General features: G+C 61.9%; 15 protein-coding genes. All 15 read left to right on the plus strand.

Features of this window, described 5'->3' with window-relative positions; genetic code table 11:
- Position 1 precedes the first annotated feature (1 nt).
- Positions 2 to 520, plus strand: a complete 519-nt coding sequence (gene aroK, locus F6X62_RS09165; RefSeq protein WP_063541601.1) for a shikimate kinase AroK — start codon at positions 2 to 4, stop codon at positions 518 to 520.
- Positions 521 to 617: 97 nt separating this feature from the next.
- Positions 618 to 1,715, plus strand: coding sequence for a 3-dehydroquinate synthase (gene aroB, locus F6X62_RS09170; RefSeq protein WP_153773288.1), 1,098 nt, complete (start codon positions 618 to 620; stop codon positions 1,713 to 1,715).
- Between the two features lie 15 nt (positions 1,716 to 1,730).
- The gene (locus F6X62_RS09175; RefSeq protein WP_065863946.1) at positions 1,731 to 3,329 is read left to right on the plus strand and encodes an AAA family ATPase; all 1,599 of its coding nucleotides are present in this window, start codon (positions 1,731 to 1,733) and stop codon (positions 3,327 to 3,329) included.
- 375 nt (positions 3,330 to 3,704) lie between these two features.
- On the plus strand, positions 3,705 to 8,150 hold the full coding sequence (gene gltB, locus F6X62_RS09180) for a glutamate synthase large subunit (protein ID WP_054891193.1): 4,446 nt from the start codon (positions 3,705 to 3,707) through the stop codon (positions 8,148 to 8,150).
- A gap of 123 nt (positions 8,151 to 8,273) precedes the next feature.
- Complete coding sequence (locus tag F6X62_RS09185) at positions 8,274 to 9,692, plus strand: FAD-dependent oxidoreductase (protein ID WP_153773289.1); 1,419 nt, start codon at positions 8,274 to 8,276, stop codon at positions 9,690 to 9,692.
- 179 nt (positions 9,693 to 9,871) lie between these two features.
- On the plus strand, positions 9,872 to 10,936 hold the full coding sequence (hemE, locus tag F6X62_RS09190) for a uroporphyrinogen decarboxylase (protein WP_153773290.1): 1,065 nt from the start codon (positions 9,872 to 9,874) through the stop codon (positions 10,934 to 10,936).
- Positions 10,937 to 11,134: 198 nt separating this feature from the next.
- The gene (gene gbpA / locus F6X62_RS09195) at positions 11,135 to 12,565 is read left to right on the plus strand and encodes an N-acetylglucosamine-binding protein GbpA (RefSeq protein ID WP_153773291.1); all 1,431 of its coding nucleotides are present in this window, start codon (positions 11,135 to 11,137) and stop codon (positions 12,563 to 12,565) included.
- Between the two features lie 68 nt (positions 12,566 to 12,633).
- On the plus strand, positions 12,634 to 13,197 hold the full coding sequence (locus tag F6X62_RS09200) for a type II secretion system protein N (protein WP_153773292.1): 564 nt from the start codon (positions 12,634 to 12,636) through the stop codon (positions 13,195 to 13,197).
- 92 nt (positions 13,198 to 13,289) lie between these two features.
- Positions 13,290 to 15,029, plus strand: coding sequence for a type II secretion system secretin GspD (gene gspD, locus F6X62_RS09205; RefSeq protein ID WP_256674018.1), 1,740 nt, complete (start codon positions 13,290 to 13,292; stop codon positions 15,027 to 15,029).
- The gene (gene gspE, locus F6X62_RS09210) at positions 15,026 to 16,489 is read left to right on the plus strand and encodes a type II secretion system ATPase GspE (protein ID WP_153773294.1); all 1,464 of its coding nucleotides are present in this window, start codon (positions 15,026 to 15,028) and stop codon (positions 16,487 to 16,489) included. Before gspD ends, gspE begins: the two co-directional genes overlap by 4 nt.
- Entirely contained in the window at positions 16,490 to 17,692 is a 1,203-nt protein-coding gene (gene gspF / locus F6X62_RS09215; protein ID WP_153773295.1) for a type II secretion system inner membrane protein GspF, read from the plus strand.
- A gap of 2 nt (positions 17,693 to 17,694) precedes the next feature.
- Positions 17,695 to 18,141 (plus strand): type II secretion system major pseudopilin GspG, encoded by a 447-nt coding sequence (gspG, locus tag F6X62_RS09220; RefSeq protein WP_153773296.1) that lies wholly within the window; start codon positions 17,695 to 17,697, stop codon positions 18,139 to 18,141.
- Positions 18,138 to 18,587 (plus strand): prepilin-type N-terminal cleavage/methylation domain-containing protein, encoded by a 450-nt coding sequence (locus F6X62_RS09225; RefSeq protein WP_178117536.1) that lies wholly within the window; start codon positions 18,138 to 18,140, stop codon positions 18,585 to 18,587. Before gspG ends, F6X62_RS09225 begins: the two co-directional genes overlap by 4 nt.
- Positions 18,568 to 18,942 carry a type II secretion system minor pseudopilin GspI gene (gspI, locus tag F6X62_RS09230; protein WP_153773298.1) on the plus strand — a complete coding sequence of 125 codons (375 nt, stop codon included), beginning with the start codon at positions 18,568 to 18,570 and terminating at the stop codon, positions 18,940 to 18,942. The genes F6X62_RS09225 and gspI overlap by 20 nt, the downstream gene beginning before the upstream one ends.
- The gene (gspJ, locus tag F6X62_RS09235; RefSeq protein ID WP_178117537.1) at positions 18,929 to 19,522 is read left to right on the plus strand and encodes a type II secretion system minor pseudopilin GspJ; all 594 of its coding nucleotides are present in this window, start codon (positions 18,929 to 18,931) and stop codon (positions 19,520 to 19,522) included. The genes gspI and gspJ overlap by 14 nt, the downstream gene beginning before the upstream one ends.
- Positions 19,523 to 19,559: the final 37 nt, after the last annotated feature.

The raw sequence follows: 19,559 nt of genomic DNA on the forward strand, positions 1-19,559 counted from the left end.
TGTGCGAAATTTGATACTTGTAGGGCCCATGGGCGCCGGTAAGAGCACCATCGGGCGCCTTTTGGCCAAAGAGCTGCGCCTGCTGTTCAAGGATTCCGACAAGGAAATCGAGCTGCGAACCGGCGCCAACATCCCGTGGATCTTCGACAAGGAAGGCGAGCCGGGCTTCCGTGATCGTGAGCAGGCGATGATTGCCGAACTCTGCGAGCTCGACGGCGTGGTTGTCGCAACAGGTGGCGGCGCAGTGATGCGCGAGGCCAATCGCCAGGCGTTGCACAGGGGCGGGCGTGTCATCTACCTGCATGCCTCGGTGGAACAGCAGGTCGGCCGTACTGCACGTGATCGCAACCGTCCACTGCTGCGGACCGCCAACCCGGAAGCCACGCTGCGTGCGTTGCTGGAAACGCGCGACCCGCTCTATCGCGAAATCGCCGACCTCGTGGTGGAAACCGACGAACGGCCGCCGCGCATGGTAGTGCTCGATATTCTCGAGCGTTTGCAGCAGTTGCCGCCCCGCTGAGCCGGGACTATCCTCGGCGACCAACGCCGGGGCGACGTTGAACGTTACCGCGCTGGCCGCTCAGGCAAGGCCGCGCCAAAGCACATTGTGGGGATACATGCAGACATTGAAGGTCGATCTGGGCGAACGTAGCTATCCGATCTACATTGGCGAGGGCCTGCTGGACCAGCCCGAGCTGCTGGCGCCGCACATTGCCGGGCGGCAGGTCGCCATCGTCTCCAACGAAACCGTCGCGCCCCTGTATCTCGAGCGGTTGAGCAAGACACTCGGCGCCTGGTCGGTGCTGCCGGTGGTGCTGCCTGACGGCGAAGCCCACAAGAACTGGGAAACCCTCCAGCTGATTTTCGATGCCCTGCTCACGGCCCGCCATGATCGGCGCACCACTGTGGTCGCGCTGGGCGGCGGGGTGATCGGCGACATGGCCGGCTTTGCCGCGGCCTGCTACCAGCGCGGCGTCGACTTCATCCAGGTGCCGACCACGCTGCTGTCCCAGGTGGATTCGTCCGTTGGTGGCAAGACCGGCATCAATCACCCACTGGGCAAGAACATGGTCGGTGCCTTCTATCAGCCCAACGCGGTGCTGATCGACACCACCAGCCTGCGCACCCTGCCAGCCCGCGAGTTGTCGGCGGGCCTCGCCGAAGTGATCAAGTACGGCCTGATCTGCGACGAGCCATTCCTCGGCTGGCTGGAAGACAACATGGCAGCCCTGCGCGGGCTCGATTCCGTGGCTCTGACCGAAGCCATCCGCCGCTCCTGCGCGGCGAAGGCGGCCGTGGTCGGTGCCGACGAGCGCGAGTCTGGCGTGCGCGCCACCCTGAACCTCGGCCACACCTTCGGTCATGCCATCGAAACCCACATGGGTTACGGGGTATGGTTGCATGGCGAGGCCGTCGCTGCCGGGACCGTCATGGCCCTGGAGATGTCCATGCGTCTGGGCTGGATCGACCAGTCGGCGCGTGATCGCGGAATTCGCCTGCTGCAGGATGCAGGCTTGCCGGTGGTGCCTCCACAGCAAATGACCCCGGCGCATTTCATGGAACATATGGCGGTCGACAAGAAGGTGCTCGACGGACGCCTGCGCCTGGTGCTGTTGCGCCAGATGGGCGAGGCCGTGATCACCGACGACTATCCGAAAGAGATTCTTCAGGCCACGCTTGCAGCGGATTATCGCGCGATCGTGGCGCAGCTTTGAGGTTGTGACAGCGCAATGACCAGTTTGCATGCCGATGAGGCGTTCCTCGATCACTACCAGTTGAGTCACGATCCGTTCGCACCTCGGGTGCCCGGATTCAAGTTCTTCCCTGCCCAGCGCAAGCCGGTGCTGGGCCAACTGCATCACCTGGCGCGTTACAGCCACCTGATGCTGGTGGTAACCGGCCCGCTTGGCAGCGGCAAGACCCTGCTGCGCCAGGCCCTGGTGGCCAGCACCAACAAGCAGTCGGTGCAGAGCGTGGTCGTTTCCGCGCGCGGCGCAAGCGATGCTGCCAGCGTGCTGGGCCAAGTAGCCCAGGCGTTGAACGTCGCCCAGCCGGAAGTGCAGGCAATCCTTTCCCAGGTCGTCCAGCTGGCGTTGACCGGGCAGGAAGTCTATCTGCTGGTGGACGATGCGGAACAACTCGACGAGTCGGCACTCCAAGCGTTGCTGGAGCTGGCGGCAGGCGTTCCGGAAGGGCGCCCGCATGTGTTCCTGTTCGGTGAACCTTCGCTGATTGCCGGGCTGGACGAACTCAGTGTCGAGGAAGAGCGCTTCCACATCATCGAGCTCGCCCCCTACAGCGAAGAAGAGACTCGTGAGTATCTGGAGCAGCGCCTGGAAGGTGCTGGCCGGGGCCTTGAAGTATTCAGCGCCGAGCAGATCGCCGATATCCACGAAAACTCCGACGGCTGGCCAGGAAACATCAACCAGGTTGCCCGCGATACCTTGATCGAAGCCATGATCGCTACCCGCAGTACGGAAAAGCGACCATCCATGGGGTTCAAAATGCCTAAGAAACATGTGCTCGCGTTGTCCGCTGTCGTTGTGGTCGCTGTCGCGGCCGCGGTCCTGATGCCCAAGAAAGGGGACAAGGCACCGACCGAAGCACCTGCGGCCCAGGCCCAGTTGCCACTGGGACAGTCGGGCAATGGCGGACCGACCGTCGAATTCTCCGGTTCTTCGCAGCCCATGCCACTGCCGCTGGTAGGGCAGTCGCAGCCGGTCATGCGTGAGCCGCTGGCCCAGGCTGCAGGCATGGGAGATGGCGACGAGGCGGGCCCTGCCGGTGATACTGCACTGCAGCCTTCAGCGCCCTCTGCTGCCGTTCCTCCCACCGTCACCACGACTGCGCCGCCCCAAGGTGTCGCCGCCGGTCCTGCACCCGCTCCGGCCCAGCCGGTTGCGCCTGTGCAGAAACCTGTCGCAACCCAGCCGGTCAAGCCGGTTGCGCCTGCCGCCAAACCAGCGCCGGCCCCGACCCAGGTGGCGACCGCCAAGCCCGCTGCCAAGCCTGCCGAAAAACCCGCCGCCGGTGGCGCAGGCAACAGCGGCTGGTACAGCGGCCAGAAGCCGGGCAACTATGTGGTTCAGGTGTTCGGTACCAGCAATGAATCCGCTGCCCAATCGTTCGTCAGGGAACAGGGTGGCGACTATCGCTACTTCAAGAAAACCCTGCAGGGCAAGCCGCTGTATGTGGTGACCTACGGCAACTTCAGCAGCCGCGATGCCGCAGCTGCGGCAATCAAGAACTTGCCAGCGAAGGTCCAGGCTGGTAAACCTTGGCCTCGTACCGTCGGCAGCGTTCAACAAGAGCTGGCCACGGCCCGCTGATCCTTCCGGGCGGCACTACCCCCGCCGCCCAGTTGCTGAGCGAATCCCGGACTCGACAAAGCCTGCTGTGCTGATGCGCGGCAGGCTTTTCTGTCCCAGACTGCCGGCCACAAGCCTTCTGTTGCAGTCACGGCTGAAACGCTTCAGACTCTGCTCAAGCCGTTACCACGGCGCATGACGCAAAAACATTCAAAAATGCGACATAAACTTTCAACGATTCGTCGTGAAAATTTGTGAGCTTCCCTGTCGCTGTGCAACAATGGTTTCCCTATACCCACCGCAAAAAAGCTGGCATTCGATCGGCGTGGATGGTAAGTGGTTGTACTAAAAAGAGATTTGCCTTGGTTGAGAGGCGAACCTGGTGAGAAAGTGTCTATGAAAACAGGTCTGTACCATCCCGAAGAGTTCAAGGATAACTGTGGTTTTGGCCTGATCGCCCACATGACGGGCGAGCCGAGTCACCACCTTCTGCAAACTGCCGTCGAGGCCCTGACCTGCATGACCCACCGTGGTGGGATCAACGCAGATGGCAAGACCGGTGACGGTTGCGGCCTGCTGATGCAGAAGCCCGATCAGTTCCTGCGTGCCGTGGCCCTGGAGCACTTCGCCGCCGAGCTGCCCAAGCAGTACGCCGTCGGCATGGTGTTCTTCAATCAAGACCCGGTAAAAGCCGAGGCTGCGCGCGCCAACATGGACCGCGAGATCCTCGCTGCCGGCCTGCAATTGGTCGGCTGGCGCAAAGTGCCGATCGATACCAGCGTGCTCGGTCGCCTGGCCCTCGAGCGCCTGCCGCAGATCGAGCAGGTGTTCATCGGTGGTGAAGGTCTCACCGACCAGGAATTCGCCATCAAGCTGTTCAGTGCCCGTCGCCGTTCGTCCGTGGCCAACGCCCACGACGCCGACCACTACATCTGCAGCTTCTCGCACAAGACCATCATCTACAAAGGCCTGATGATGCCGGCGGATCTCACCGCCTTCTATCCGGACCTGGGCGATGAGCGCCTGCAGACCGCCATTTGTGTCTTCCACCAGCGCTTCTCCACCAACACCCTGCCAAAATGGCCGCTGGCGCAGCCATTCCGCTTCCTCGCCCACAACGGCGAGATCAATACCATCACCGGCAACCGCAACTGGGCCATGGCCCGTCGCACCAAGTTCGCCAACGACCTGATCCCCGATCTGGAAGAACTCGGTCCGCTGGTCAACCGTGTCGGCTCCGACTCCTCCAGCATGGACAACATGCTCGAGTTGATGGTCACCGGCGGCATCGACCTGTTCCGTGGCGTGCGCATGCTCGTGCCGCCAGCCTGGCAGAACGTCGAGACCATGGACGCCGACCTGCGCGCCTTCTACGAGTACAACTCCATGCACATGGAGCCGTGGGACGGCCCGGCCGGTATCGTCATGACCGAAGGCCGCCACGCCGTGTGCCTGCTCGACCGCAACGGCCTGCGTCCGGCGCGCTGGGTGACCACCAAGAACGGCTACATCACCCTCGCCTCGGAAATCGGCGTGTGGAACTACAAGCCCGAGGACGTCATCGCCAAGGGCCGTGTTGGCCCGGGCCAGATCTTTGCCGTGGACACCGAGACCGGTCAGATCCTCGACACCGACGCCATCGACAACCGTCTCAAGTCGCGCCACCCCTACAAGCGCTGGCTGCGTCAGCATGCCACCCGTATCCAGGCGACGCTGACCGACGACCAGGGCGTGGCCAGCTACGATGCCGACCAGCTCAAGCAGTACATGAAGATGTTCCAGGTCACCTTCGAGGAGCGTGACCAGGTGCTGCGCCCGCTCGGCGAACAAGGCCAGGAAGCGGTCGGCTCGATGGGCGACGACACGCCGATGGCCGTGCTTTCGCAGCGTGTGCGCTCGCCGTACGACTTCTTCCGCCAGCAGTTCGCCCAGGTGACCAACCCACCGATCGACCCGCTGCGCGAAGCCATCGTGATGTCCCTGGAAATCTGCCTGGGCGCCGAGCGCAATATCTTCCAGGAATCCCCTGAGCACGCCTCCCGAGTGATCCTCAGCTCGCCGGTGATCTCGCCTGCCAAGTGGCGCTCGCTGATGGCCCTGGAGCGCGAAGGCTTCGACCGTCACCTGATCGACCTCAACTACGAGCAGGATGTCGGCCTTGAAGCGGCCATTCGCAACATCGCCGACCAGGCCGAAGAAGCGGTGCGCAGCGGCAAGACCCAGTTGGTGCTGAGCGACCGCTTCATCGCCCCGGGCAAACTGCCGGTACATGCTTCGCTGGCCGTTGGTGCAGTGCATCACCGCCTGACCGAGCAGGGCCTGCGCTGCGACAGCAACATCCTGGTGGAAACCGCCACCGCCCGCGACCCGCACCACTTCGCCGTGCTGCTGGGCTTCGGCGCCTCGGCGGTCTACCCGTACCTGGCGTACGAAGTGCTGGCCGACCTGATCCGCACCGGCGAAGTGCTGGGCGATCTGGATGAAGTGTTCAAGTACTACCGCAAAGGCATCTCCAAGGGCCTGCTGAAGATCCTGTCGAAGATGGGTATCTCCACCATCACGTCCTACCGCGGCGCGCAGCTGTTCGAGGCCATAGGCCTGTCGGACGAAGTGGTCGGCCTGAGCTTCAAGGGCGTGTCCAGTCGTATCAAGGGTGCGCGTTTCGAAGACCTGGAGAGCGACCAGAAGCTGCTTGCGGCCGAAGCCTGGAGCGCGCGCAAGCCGATCCAGCAGGGCGGCCTGCTCAAGTTTGTCCACGGCGGTGAATACCACGCTTACAACCCGGACGTGGTCAACACCCTGCAGGCTGCAGTGCAGCAGGGCGACTACGCCAAGTTCAAGGAATACACGACGCTGGTCGATCAGCGTCCGGTGTCGATGATCCGCGACCTGCTCAAGGTCAAGGTGGCCGATCAGGCCCTGGCACTGGATCAGGTCGAGCCGCTGGACGCGATCCTCAAGCGCTTCGACTCCGCTGGTATCTCCCTGGGCGCGCTGTCGCCGGAGGCCCACGAAGCGTTGGCCGAGGCGATGAACCGCCTGGGCGCGCGCTCCAACTCCGGTGAGGGCGGCGAAGACCCGGCCCGCTATGGCACCCTCAAGAGCTCGAAGATCAAGCAGGTGGCCACCGGCCGCTTTGGTGTGACCCCGGAATACCTGGTCAACGCCGAAGTGCTGCAGATCAAGGTGGCCCAAGGCGCCAAGCCCGGCGAGGGCGGCCAGTTGCCAGGCGGCAAGGTCAACGGCCTGATCGCCAAGCTGCGCTACGCGGTGCCGGGCGTGACCCTGATCTCGCCGCCACCGCACCACGACATCTATTCGATCGAAGACCTGGCGCAGCTGATCTACGACCTCAAGCAGGTCAACCCGCAGGCGCTGGTGTCGGTCAAGCTGGTGGCCGAAGCCGGTGTCGGCACGATCGCTGCCGGTGTGGCCAAGGCCTATGCCGACCTGATCACCATCTCCGGCTACGACGGTGGCACCGGCGCCTCGCCGCTGACCTCGATCAAGTACGCTGGCGCCCCGTGGGAACTGGGCCTGGCTGAAACCCACCAGACCCTGCGTGGCAACGACCTGCGCGGCAAGGTGCGGGTGCAGACTGACGGTGGCCTGAAAACCGGCCTGGACGTGATCAAGGCCGCGATCCTCGGCGCCGAGAGCTTCGGCTTCGGTACCGCGCCGATGATCGCCCTGGGCTGCAAGTACCTGCGCATCTGCCACCTGAACAACTGTGCCACGGGCGTCGCCACCCAGAACGACAAGCTGCGCAAGGACCACTACATCGGCACTGTCGACATGGTGATCAACTTCTTCACCTTCGTCGCTGAAGAGACCCGCGAGTGGTTGGCCAAGCTGGGCGTACGCAGCCTCGGCGAGCTGATCGGTCGTACCGACCTGCTCGAAGTGCTGCCGGGCGACACCGAGCGCCAGCACCACCTGGACCTCACGCCGCTGCTGGGTAGCTCGCACATTCCGGCCGACAAGCCGCAATTCTGCGAAGTCGACAAGAACCCGCCGTTCGACAAGGGCGAGATGGCCGAGAAGATGGTCGAGATGGCCTTGCCGGCGATCCGCGACCAGGCCGGTGGCGAGTTCGCCCTCGACATCTGCAACTGCGATCGTTCCATCGGTGCGCGTATCTCTGGCGAGATCGCCCGCCTGCATGGCAACCAGGGCATGGCGGCTAACCCGATCACCTTCCGCTTCAAGGGGACGGCGGGGCAGAGCTTCGGCGTATGGAATGCCGGTGGCCTGAACCTGCACCTGGAAGGTGACGCCAACGACTACGTCGGCAAGGGCATGACCGGTGGCAAGATCACCATCGTGCCGCCAGCCGGTAGTCCGTTCGAAACCCAGCACAGCGCCATCGTCGGCAACACCTGCCTGTACGGCGCCACTGGCGGCAAGCTGTTCGCCGCCGGTACCGCGGGCGAGCGTTTCGCTGTGCGTAACTCCGGCGCCCACGCTGTGGTCGAGGGCACCGGTGATCACTGCTGTGAATACATGACCGGCGGCTTTGTCTGCGTCCTGGGCAAGACCGGTTACAACTTCGGTTCTGGCATGACGGGCGGCTTCGCCTATGTGCTCGACATGGACAACACCTTCTTCGACAAACTCAACCACGAGCTGGTGGAAATCCAGCGTATCAGTGGTGAGGCGATGGAGGCCTACCGCAGCCACCTGGCGCGCGTCCTGGGCGAGTACGTGGAAGAAACCGGCAGCGAGTGGGGGCGTGAGCTCTCCGAGAACCTGGACGACTATGTGCGGCGCTTCTGGCTGGTGAAGCCGAAGGCGGCCAATCTGAAGCAACTGTTGTCCAGCACCCGTGCCAACCCGCAGTAAGAGCAGCTGCAAGTGGCGAGCTGCACGCTGCACGTAGAGGCAGCGTACGGTTCGCCCGGCTTAAGTGATCGTCTTGCGGCTTGCAGCGTGTAGCTTGCAGCTGCTGTTGAGAGGTTTTGAAAAATGGCTGAACGTCTGAGCAACGACTTCCAGTTCATCGAAGTGGGCCGCAAGGACCCGAAGAAAAAGCTGCTGCGCCAGCGCAAGAAGGAGTTCGTCGAGATCTACGAACCCTTCAAGCCGCAGCAGTCCGTGGAGCAGGCACACCGCTGCCTGGGCTGCGGCAACCCCTATTGCGAGTGGAAATGCCCGGTACACAACTTCATCCCCAACTGGTTGAAGCTGGTGTCCGAAGGCAACATCCTGGCGGCAGCGGAGCTGTCGCACCAGACCAACACCCTGCCGGAAGTGTGCGGCCGCGTATGCCCGCAGGACCGTCTGTGCGAGGGTGCCTGTACCCTGAACGATGGGTTCGGCGCAGTGACCATCGGCTCGGTGGAGAAGTACATCACCGACACCGCCTTCGCCATGGGCTGGCGCCCGGACATGTCCAAGGTCAAGCCGACCGGCAAGCGCGTTGCGATCATCGGTGCCGGCCCTGCGGGCCTGGGCTGCGCCGACGTGCTGGTGCGTGCCGGTGTAACGCCGGTCGTGTTCGACAAGAACCCCGAGATCGGTGGCCTGCTGACCTTCGGCATCCCCGAGTTCAAGCTGGAAAAGACCGTGCTGAGCAATCGCCGCGAAGTCTTCACCGGCATGGGCATCGAGTTCCGCCTGAACACCGAGGTGGGCAAGGACATCACCATGGAACAACTGCTCGCCGAGTACGATGCAGTGTTCATGGGCATGGGCACCTACACCTACATGAAAGGCGGTTTCCCGGGTGAAGACCTGCCGGGTGTGCACGATGCTTTGGACTTCCTGATCGCCAACGTCAATCGCAACCTGGGCTTCGAGAAGTCGCCGGAAGACTTCATCGACATGCTGGGCAAGAAGGTCGTGGTGCTGGGCGGTGGCGACACCGCGATGGACTGCAACCGCACCTCCATCCGCCAGGGCGCCAAGGCTGTGACCTGCGCCTATCGTCGCGACGAAGCCAACATGCCTGGCTCGCGCAAAGAGGTGAAGAACGCCAAGGAAGAGGGCGTGAAGTTCCTCTACAACCGCCAGCCCATCGCCATTGTCGGCGAGGACAAGGTGGAAGGCGTCAAGGTGGTCGAGACCCGTCTCGGTGAGCCAGACGCCCGTGGCCGCCGCAGCCCCGAGCCGATCCCGGGCTCCGAAGAGATCCTGCCGGCCGATGCCGTGGTGATCGCCTTCGGCTTCCGCCCGAGCCCGGCGCCATGGTTCGAACAGCATGGTATCCAGATGGACAGCCAGGGCCGCGTGGTGGCTCCTGAGAAGGGCAAGTTCAAGCACCAGACCAGCAACCCGAAAGTCTTCGCCGGTGGCGACATGGTGCGCGGGTCTGACCTGGTGGTGACGGCGATCTTCGAAGGGCGTACCGCTGCTGAAGGGATCCTGGACTACCTCGAAGTCTGATCCTGGCTATTCGCGGGGCAGGTCGGAGCGTCGAACCGCCGTTCCGACTTGCCCCGCGATGCATTTTGTATACAAAAATCCTTGATCCACGGCACCCGATAGACAAAACGCATGGCCCTGGCCGTGCCTTTTGCGCTGGCGTCTGAGAAAATGCCCGCACTTTTTTGCTGGATGCCGACATGACTGCCCTGAAGAACGATCGTTTCCTGCGTGCACTGCTCAAGCAACCCGTAGACGTGACCCCGGTCTGGATGATGCGCCAGGCCGGCCGCTACCTGCCGGAGTACCGCGCCAGCCGCGCCAATGCCGGCGACTTCATGAGCCTGTGCATGAACCCGCAGTTCGCCTGTGAGGTGACGCTCCAGCCGCTGGACCGCTACCCGCTCGACGCCGCAATCCTCTTCTCCGACATCCTCACCATCCCCGATGCCATGGGGCAGGGCCTGTACTTCGAGACGGGCGAAGGCCCACGTTTCAAGAAGGTCGTCAGCACCCTGGCCGATATCGAGGCGCTGCCGATTCCCGATCCGCACAAGGACCTGGGCTACGTGATGGATGCAGTCAGCACCATCCGCCGTGAGCTCAATGGGCGCGTGCCACTGATCGGCTTCTCCGGCAGCCCCTGGACCTTGGCGACCTACATGGTCGAGGGCGGCTCGTCGAAAGACTTCCGCAAGACCAAAGCGATGCTGTACGACCAGCCCGAGGCCATGCACCTGCTGCTCGACAAGCTGGCACAATCGGTCACCAGCTACCTCAATGGCCAGATCAAGGCCGGCGCCCAGGCGGTGCAGATCTTCGATACCTGGGGCGGTGCACTGTCGGCAGCGGCCTATCAGGAATTCTCCCTGGCCTACATGCGCAAGATCGTCAGCGGTCTGATTCGCGAGCATGAAGGGCGCAAGGTGCCGGTCATCCTGTTCACCAAGAATGGCGGCCTGTGGCTGGAAAGCATCGCCGAGGCCGGTGCCGACGCACTGGGCCTGGACTGGACCTGCGAGATCGGCGACGCCCGTCGTCGCGTCGGTGACAAGGTTGCGCTGCAGGGCAACATGGACCCGACCGTGCTGTACGCCAAGCCAGAGGCGATCCGCAACGAAGTGCAGCGGATCCTGGCCAGCTACGGCAAGGGCAGCGGCCATGTGTTCAACCTGGGCCATGGCATCACGCCGGAGGTGGACCCGGAACATGCCGGTGTGTTCATCAACGCCGTGCACGAGTTCTCGGCGGGCTATCACGGCTAAGGCGACCTGTGAGCGATCCGGGTCTGCAATGGGCTTCGGATCTCACAGGCCAGTGTGCATTGACGGCGCTTCCTCTCGGACTAGCCTTACAGTCCGCGCTCCAGCGTTTTCTTAATCTTCGTGCTCTTTCGGCTCAAGCCGTATCGGTCGTCCATGCAGATGACCGAGCGGACTTGGGCTTTGCCACGAGGATTTTGTATGAAACGAGTAGCTCCACGAAAAGGATTTCTGGCGAGCAGCGTATGCGCTGCGCTTGTCAGTACGACCCTGTTGCCGCAGTTGGCAAATGCCCATGGTTACCTGCAAGACCCGCCTTCGCGCGACATCCTGTGCAAGCAGAAGCAGAACACTGGCTGTGACTCGGTGGACTGGCCACCCAGTGCCGGAGAGTTCGCCCAGGGATTCCCAAGTGATGGTCCAGCTGATGGCAAATTGATTGGTGGTCACATATTTCCTGTCCTTGACGAGCAGAGTGCCAACCGTTGGCATCGTGTCCCGCTCGACAAGCATGAAATCGAATTCAAGTGGCTCTACACAGCAGCGCATGTAACCAAGAGATGGGAATATTTCATCACCAGGAGAGACTGGAATCCCAACGCTGCCTTGGAGCGCGCATCGTTCGAGAGCACGCCATTCTGTTCCGTCGATGGTGGCGGCAAGAAAGCCGATGATCCCTCGCATCCCAAGCACACCTGCGCAATTCCTGCCGATCGCTTGGGACATCACATCATCCTTGGCGTATGGACTGTCGGTGACACCAGCAATGCGTTCTACAAGGCTGTCGATGTCGATATCCAGGTTGACGGCGGGCCTGCACCCGAATGGCGCCAGGTCGGCAGCATCAATCCGCATCGCAATCTTAAGAAAGGCGACAAGGTCAAGGCCAGAGCGTTTGTCGGCGGTCATGAGTCCGAGCAGTTCAGCGCCAGCATCGTTATCGAAACCGCCGAGGAGGGTGGGGCGCCAAACTGGGCCTACAAACTGGCCAAACAGATCAACGCCACACAGGTGTTGGTCAGCGCAGGACAAAAGGACGCCGAGGGCAACGTCGCGCCGGTGCGCGGTTCCAATATCATCTTTGCCAAGCAGGAAAGCGGCGTTACGGGCTACGAGTTAGGCTTCGAAGGCAGCCCGCCGGACGCCTATATGCACTTGCACGGGGTGAAGCCGCAATACAGTTTGATAGACGGTAAAGCCACCATCGACTTCTCGGTGATGACCAATCGCTCGATGGAAGTCACCGCAACACTGTTCGATGCGAGCAACAAGCAAGTCGGCTACCAGCGTCAGCCGGTGGATTCGACCACGAAGCCGTTCGCCGTCGACGCCATCAGCGTGGAGGGTGGGCATGTGCTCAAGGTCGTCGGCAAGAATGAAGATGACGAGATCCTCCTGCAACAGGAGCGCGACCTGACCCTTGAGGCGCAAGGCGAAGAAGCCTATCCCACCTTCCCGGAAGGCATTGCAGGCTACACCGCGGGTACCCGGGTCTATGCCAGGGGCACTCGCGATGTCTATGAATGCAAGCCTTTCCCCTACTCGGGGTATTGCCGCCAATGGACCGAAAGCACCACCCAATATGAGCCCGGCATTGGTTCTCACTGGCAGAGCGCCTGGGACAGGCATTGATGAACAGGGGGTATCCGAACAGGGTGCCCCTTTTCATAAGCGGGAATGGGCATGGCTTACGACAAACAATGCTGGCAACTGCTGTCGTGGCAATCGGTGCTCGTCATCCTCCAGCGGGGGTTGCCTTGATACCTGAACATTACCGTCGTCATGCGGCGTGGCTGGTGTTGCCTGTGCTGCTGGCGTCGTTCCTGGTGTGGCGAGAAGACCGGTTACGCAGTCACTGGCGCACCGAGGAACCGGCGGTCGCCACATTGCCGGACGTCGAAGTTGACCGCTCCCTTGCGGTTACCACGCTTGCGCTGGCGTTCGGTTTTCGGGCCGCGGATGCGAGAGCGTCCGTGCGCTCGGACATCATTCTCAAGGCCACTTTCGCCTCCAGTGCCGGAGGGTCGCGCGCGCTGGTTGCCCTGGATGGCAAGGTTGCGGCGTATCGCATTGGCGACCGTCTGGCGGGCGGTGCTGTCGTCCGGCGCATCGAATCGCATGCAGTTGCACTATGGATTGATGGCGTTGAGGAGGTTCTGCCCCTTGAGGGGACCAAGGGCTCCTTGCTGCACCTGGTGAGAGAAACCTCCCATGCGCCAACAAAACCGGATTCCCATCGTCTTTTCCTGCGGACTTCCCGATGAACATACGGCTCATGTTGCGGTTAGCGTCGCTGAGCGCGCTTTTGTGCCTGTCTGGCGTGTTTGCCCACGCGCAGCCTCCGGCCACCTGGCAAATGGCGATGAGCGATGCGGATGTTCGCGATGTGGTACGGGAGGTAGGGGCAATCCTCGACCAACCGATCATTCTCGATCCTCGGGTACAGGGGCGGATTACGGTGCTATCCAATGAGCGGCTGGACAGTGAAGGTATCCGCAGATTGTTCTACTCGGTACTCAATGCTCATGGCTTTGCTGCAGTGAACGATGATGGGCGTTTACTGGTACTGCCGGCGAGCGAGGCCAAGGCGTGGGCAGATCAGCAACTAGACGCTGCGCCGACAGCCTTCGCTACCCGAGTATTCAGCCTCCAGAGCAGTCTTGCCGCCGATCTGGCAGGCCTTCTGCGTCCATTGGTTTCCAGCAATGGCTACATCGGCCCTTCGAGTTCGGCCAATGCCTTGATCGTTACCGACTCGGGGACGAATCTGGAACGCCTTGCGACATTGATTGCGCAACTCGACAGTGGTCAGCGACACGACCATGAAGTTGTCGTGCTGCGTCATGCCCAGGCCAGTGAATTGCTGGCGGTGATCGAGGCGGCGGCGGGTGGGACGGAGACTGGCGTGCGGGTACTTGCCGACACTCGCAGCAATACAGTGCTGGTGCTGGGCCCCATTCAGTCCAGGCGACGTCTGGCGCAGTTGGCACGTTCGCTGGATGTGCCGACGCCGCAGGCTTCACAGAATTGGCGAGTGATCAGGCTTCAGCACAGCAATGCCGAGCAATTGGCCGAAGTACTGGCTGAAGTTGGCGATGGCCTGAACGGCAAAGCATCAGGGGAGCGCAAGGGTTTCGACAACTTGTCGGGAAAAACCTCGGTCAAGGCGGATATCAGCCAGAACGCTCTGGTATTGCTAGGTGAGCCGGAAGTGTTGATCAGTCTGGAGCAGATCATCCAACAGCTCGATCAGCCGCGTGCCCAGGTGTTGATACATGCGGCCATCGTCGAAGTCAGTGGCAGTATCTCCGAGGCCCTCGGGCTGCAGTGGGGTATCGATCGAGGCAGCCTGAGGGGCGGAATCACCTTTCCTGACAGTGGGTCTTCATTGTCGACGCTGCTTGGCGGTGAGTCTCTACCAGCAGGGGCCGCACTGGCGATCGGATCTGATCGTTTTGCTGCATTGGTCAGTGCGTTGGCGAGCAACTCCAGCAGCAACCTGCTGTCCACGCCCAGCCTGGTGACACTGGATAACCAAGAGGCACAGATCCTTGTCGGACAGAACGTGCCGTTCAGATCCGGCAGCTATGCAACCCCAGGCAGCGGCACGGAAAACCCCTTCACCACCGTCGAGCGCAAGGACATCGGCATCAGCCTGAAGATTCGTCCCTATATCAATGAGGGCAGCAGCTTGCGTCTGGAGGTCGAGCAGGAAAGCTCGGAGCTTGCGCCCAGCGTGGTCGAGAACGATCTGATTACCAACAAGCGCACCCTCAAGAGCACCATTCTCGCTGCCGATGGCGAAATCATCGTGATCGGCGGATTGATCAAGGACAGTGTGCGTGCCGAGCAGCGCAGCGTGCCGCTGTTGGGAAGTCTGCCTCTGATCGGCGGATTGTTTCGCTGGCAGCGAGACATCGATGAGAAAACCAACCTGATGGTGTTCCTGCGTCCGACCATCCTGCGTACCCGGCAGCAACTGACCGAAGCTGGCGAGCGTGCCTATCGAGATGTGCGCTCTCCTGCGGCCTCTTCCTTCCCGGACGATGTGCAAAACCTGTTCGATTCCCCCTCCATCAGAAGTGACCGTCCATGAATGGGTCTCTGCCGTTTGCCTTCGCCAGACGCTACGGCGTGCTCTTCGACCAGCATGCCGAACCGCCCGTCATGCTCATGCGCAAGGACACCTCGCTGTCGTCGCTTTCGGAGGCGTATCGCTTGGTGGGTGCTGGTTGGGATTTGCAGTGCCTGGACGCCGAACGCTTCGCCGAGCGTCTCGCCAGTTACTATGGTCGGACACAAGATGCTGCCCAGACTGTGGTTCAGGACATCGATCAGCAGTTGGACCTTGCGCGGCTGGCCGAGGAATTACCGCAAACCTGCGACTTGCTCGACCAGCAGGATGATGCACCGATCATTCGTTTGCTCAATGCACTGCTCAGCGAGGCCGTCAGGTCGCGTGCATCGGATATTCATCTGGAAACTTTCGAGCAGCATCTGCGTGTACGCATGCGCATCGATGGTGTCATGCGTGAAGTGCTGTCGCCGCCACGAGCGCTGTCGGCCCTTCTGGTATCCCGGATCAAGGTGATGGCACGGCTGGACATCGCGCAGAAGCGCATTCCCCAAGACGGTCGCATCAGCCTTCGCCTGGCCGGGCACGAGGTGGATGTGCGGGTTTCGACCCTGCCCGCGGCCCATGAAGAGCGGGTCGTGCTGCGCCTGCTGGACAAGCAGGCGGTACGTCTTGATGTCGAGTGCATGCAGATGCAGCCGCAAACTCGCTCGGGGTTTGTGCGATTACTGCAAAGACCTCATGGCATTTTTCTGGTTACCGGCCCCACCGGATCGGGCAAGACCACCACGCTGTACACCGCGTTGTCGGTCTTGAACGAGGTGACGCGCAACATCCTGACTGTTGAGGATCCGATCGAGTATCACTTGCCCGGTATTGGCCAGACCCAGATCAACAGCAAGGTCGACATGACCTTCGCCAGGGGGCTGCGGGCGATTCTTCGACAAGACCCGGACGTAGTGATGGTCGGCGAGATCCGTGATCGCGAAACCGCAGAAATTGCCGTACAAGCATCCCTGACCGGTCACCTGGTGTTGTCGACGTTGCATACCAACAGCGCATTGGGGGCGATCACACGCTTGACCGACATGGGAGTGGATCCTTGCCTGCTCGCGTCGTCGCTGTCGGGGGTGATGGCCCAGCGTCTGGTCCGCCAGTTGTGTCCCAGCTGCAAGACGCCCATGGAGGTCGACGCCGCCACCGCGCAATCGCTCGGCTCCCCTGCAAACCTGCCTGCGCGGATCTATCGTGCGCAAGGCTGCGAGCATTGTCAGCATGGCTACAGTGGGCGGCTGGCGCTGCATGAACTGGTGCTGGTGACTGCGGAACTTGCCGAAGCGATTCATCGGCGCTCCTCGCAGGCGCAGATGCTCGATTGGGTACGTCAATCCACGCCAAGCTTGTTTGACCACGGCGTGCAACGTGTGTGCGAAGGCCAGACCAGCGTCGAGGAGTTGCTGCGGGTGGCGGGGCAGGGATAGATGATGAGGTTCAGGTATCTCGTTCAAGACCCCCTAGGTGCGCGCAGGCGGGGCACCCTCGAGGCCGGAAACGCCAGGCAAGCTCGACAGTTGTTGCGCGAGCAGGGGCTGCTCATCATTGCGGTCCGCGCGGTTCGACTGCAATGGAACAGCCGCTTGCGGCCTGTCCGGCTTGGAGCGACACAGCTGGCGATCATCACGCGGCAGTTGGCTACCTTGTTGCGTGCCAGCATGCCGTTGAGCGATGCGTTGCTGGCGGTCGCTTCGCAAAGTGAAGATCGCCAGGCCAGCAAGCTGATGGGTGCCGTCAACGAGCAGATCGCCCAAGGGCGTACGTTGGCCGATGCCCTTGGCCATTATCCGCAGGCTTTTCCTGCGGTGTACCGGGCAACGGTGGCGGCAGCCGAGCGCTCGGGTCATCTGTCGAGCGTATTCGAGCGTCTGGCCGACCATGGCGAGCGCGAGCAAGCGCTGCGCCAGAAGGTTCAACTGGCGATGGTCTATCCGCTGATCCTGTTCCTGGTGTCGTTGCTGGTGGTGGGGTTCCTGCTGGGATATGTGGTGCCAGATGTCGTCCAGGCCTTCGCCCGCGATCAGGCGCAGTTGCCCTACGCGACCTTGTTGTTGATCGCTCTCAGCGAGTTCACTGGGCATTTTGGGCTTTTGATCATCATGACCGTGCTGTGCTGCGTGGTGGCCGTTCGCTGGGCGCTGCGCCAGCCCGCCAGGCGACGGCGCTGGGATGCACTGGCTCTGCGTATACCGTTGTGGGGTGAGTTCATTCGTGCCAGCAATGCAGCGCGTTTTGTCGCCACGCTGGCCACACTCGGGCGCAGCGGCGTTCCCCTGGTCGAAGCCATGCGCATCGGTGCCGTGGTTACCAGCAACCTGGCATTGCGCGAACGTCTGATCCGGGCCACCGAAGAGCTGGCCGAGGGTTCTAGCTTGGCCAGCAGCCTGACGCGCTGCGCAGCGCTCCCTCCACTGACCCTGCACATGATCGCCAGTGGCGAGCGGGCCGGTGAGGTCAACACGATGCTTGAGCGCGCCGCAGACCTGCAAGAGAAGCAGCTGAGCTCGCGCATCTCGTTGCTGGTCAGCCTTTGCGAACCCGCGATGCTCCTGCTCATGGGCGCCATCGTGCTGTTCATCGTGCTGGCGATCCTGCTGCCGATACTCAACCTCAATCAACTGGTTACCTGATCATGTCCCCACGCAACAGTCGTCGCCGTAACGGCGGTTTCACCCTAATCGAAATCATGGTGGTTATCATCATCCTGGGCGTGCTTGGCGGGCTGGTGCTGCCCAACGTCATGAGCCGGCCAGACCATGCGAAAGCTACGGCAGTGCGTACCGACCTGCAGTCAATTTCAACCGCGCTGGAGATCTACCGGCTCGACAACGGTCGCTATCCCTCCACCGAGCAGGGCCTGCAAGCCTTGGTAGCACGTCCCACCCAGGCGCCTGCGCCAAGGATGTGGAACGAACAGGGCTATCTCAAGAGCATGCCGGTCGATCCTTGGGGAGGCGAATACCAGTACCAGAGCCCTGGTACTCGCTCGAATCAGGGCTTCGACCTCTACTCCTTTGGTGCAGATAACCTGCCGGGAGGCGAAGGTATGGACGCCGACATCGGTAACTGGCCCCAGTGAGACGTAGCCGCGGATTTACCCTGCTGGAGTTGCTGCTGGTAATGGCGGTGCTCGGGGTGGTGATCGGCATGGCAGGGTTTGTATCCATGCACAACCCGCAACGGTTGGCCGTACAGGAGGCGCAGTTGTTCCTGCGGTTCTTCGAGCACGCCCGTGCGCACGCATTGATCTCGGGACAGACCCTTGGCATTCAGATCAACCAGGATGGCTACCGCATGATGAGGCTGACGCACCTGGGGTGGGGTGCAGGTGGTGATCTGCAGCCCAGTGAGCTGGACCTGCGCCTGAAGCACACCGACTGGTCGCCGGTCGTCTCGGACGGCCTTGTGCAACTGGTGCTGGTCGGTGACGAAGAACACACGCCATTCATCCTGTATTTCAGCCACGCCGGGGAGCTTCTGGCATGTGTGACAAGTGACGGAATCAATGTGCAATTCGGCTGCTGAGCGGGGCTTCACCCTGCTGGAGGTCATGGTTGCTCTGGCGATCTTTGCGGTACTGGCAGGTGCTGCAAGCATGGCAATGCAGCAGGTCTTGCAACAGTCCCATCAACTGCGTGAGCGCATGTATGGCAGTTGGATTGCGGACAACCACTTGACCGAAATGACTCTCCTGCCCACGCCAGGCCCTGGACAACGCGTACTGACGATCGACTTTGCCCAGGGGCGTTGGCACCTGGAGGAGCGGCGTAGACGCAGGCACGCAATGCTCGAGGTCGAGGTACTGGTCATGCGCGTCCCGAATGGTCCGGCGGTGTATCAGGCCAAGCGCTGGCTGGAGATTTCGAATGAAACGCAATGAGTCTCGCGTCGGTCGCAGGCAGCGTGGCTTCACGCTCCTGGAGCTACTGCTGGCTGTGGCGATCTTCGCTGTGTTGGCTGCTGGTGCTGCCCGTTTGTTCGATGCGTTGCTGCGTACCGACTCGGCGCGCCAGGCGCAGGCCGATGAAATTCGTAGCTTGGCAAGGGCGATGGGTATGCTGCAACGGGACGCCCTGCAAGGGGTATTTCCAGCTGCATTGGAGAAAGAGCACTTCGCTTTGAGGTTACGGGAGCAACGGCTTAGTTGGTTGTCGAGTAGCGGATATGACATCCACCTGCAGCCGCGCAGTGACTTGCGTATGATCCAATATTGGCTGGAAGACGGTGTGTTATGGCGCCAACGCGACAGTCTCGTCAGTGGCGCAGGGCGAGCGCAATACTTGCTCGCAGGTATCACGAGTCTGCGTTGGCGAGTCTTCGTGCCTGGCCTGGGCTGGCAAGCCGACTGGCCCGGTGATCGTACTGCGAGCGAACCGCCCATCGCTCTCGAAATTACCTTTTCCATTGGACGAGCAGAGCGGCTTCGCCGCGTTCTCCCGCTGGCGGGTGTGAGCCTGTGAGAGGGACACGACAAGAGGGCCTCGCGCTGATCACCGT

This window comes from Pseudomonas sp. MNR3A (assembly GCF_009650575.1).
GTDB classification, from domain to species: Bacteria; Pseudomonadota; Gammaproteobacteria; order Pseudomonadales; family Pseudomonadaceae; genus Aquipseudomonas; species Aquipseudomonas machongensis.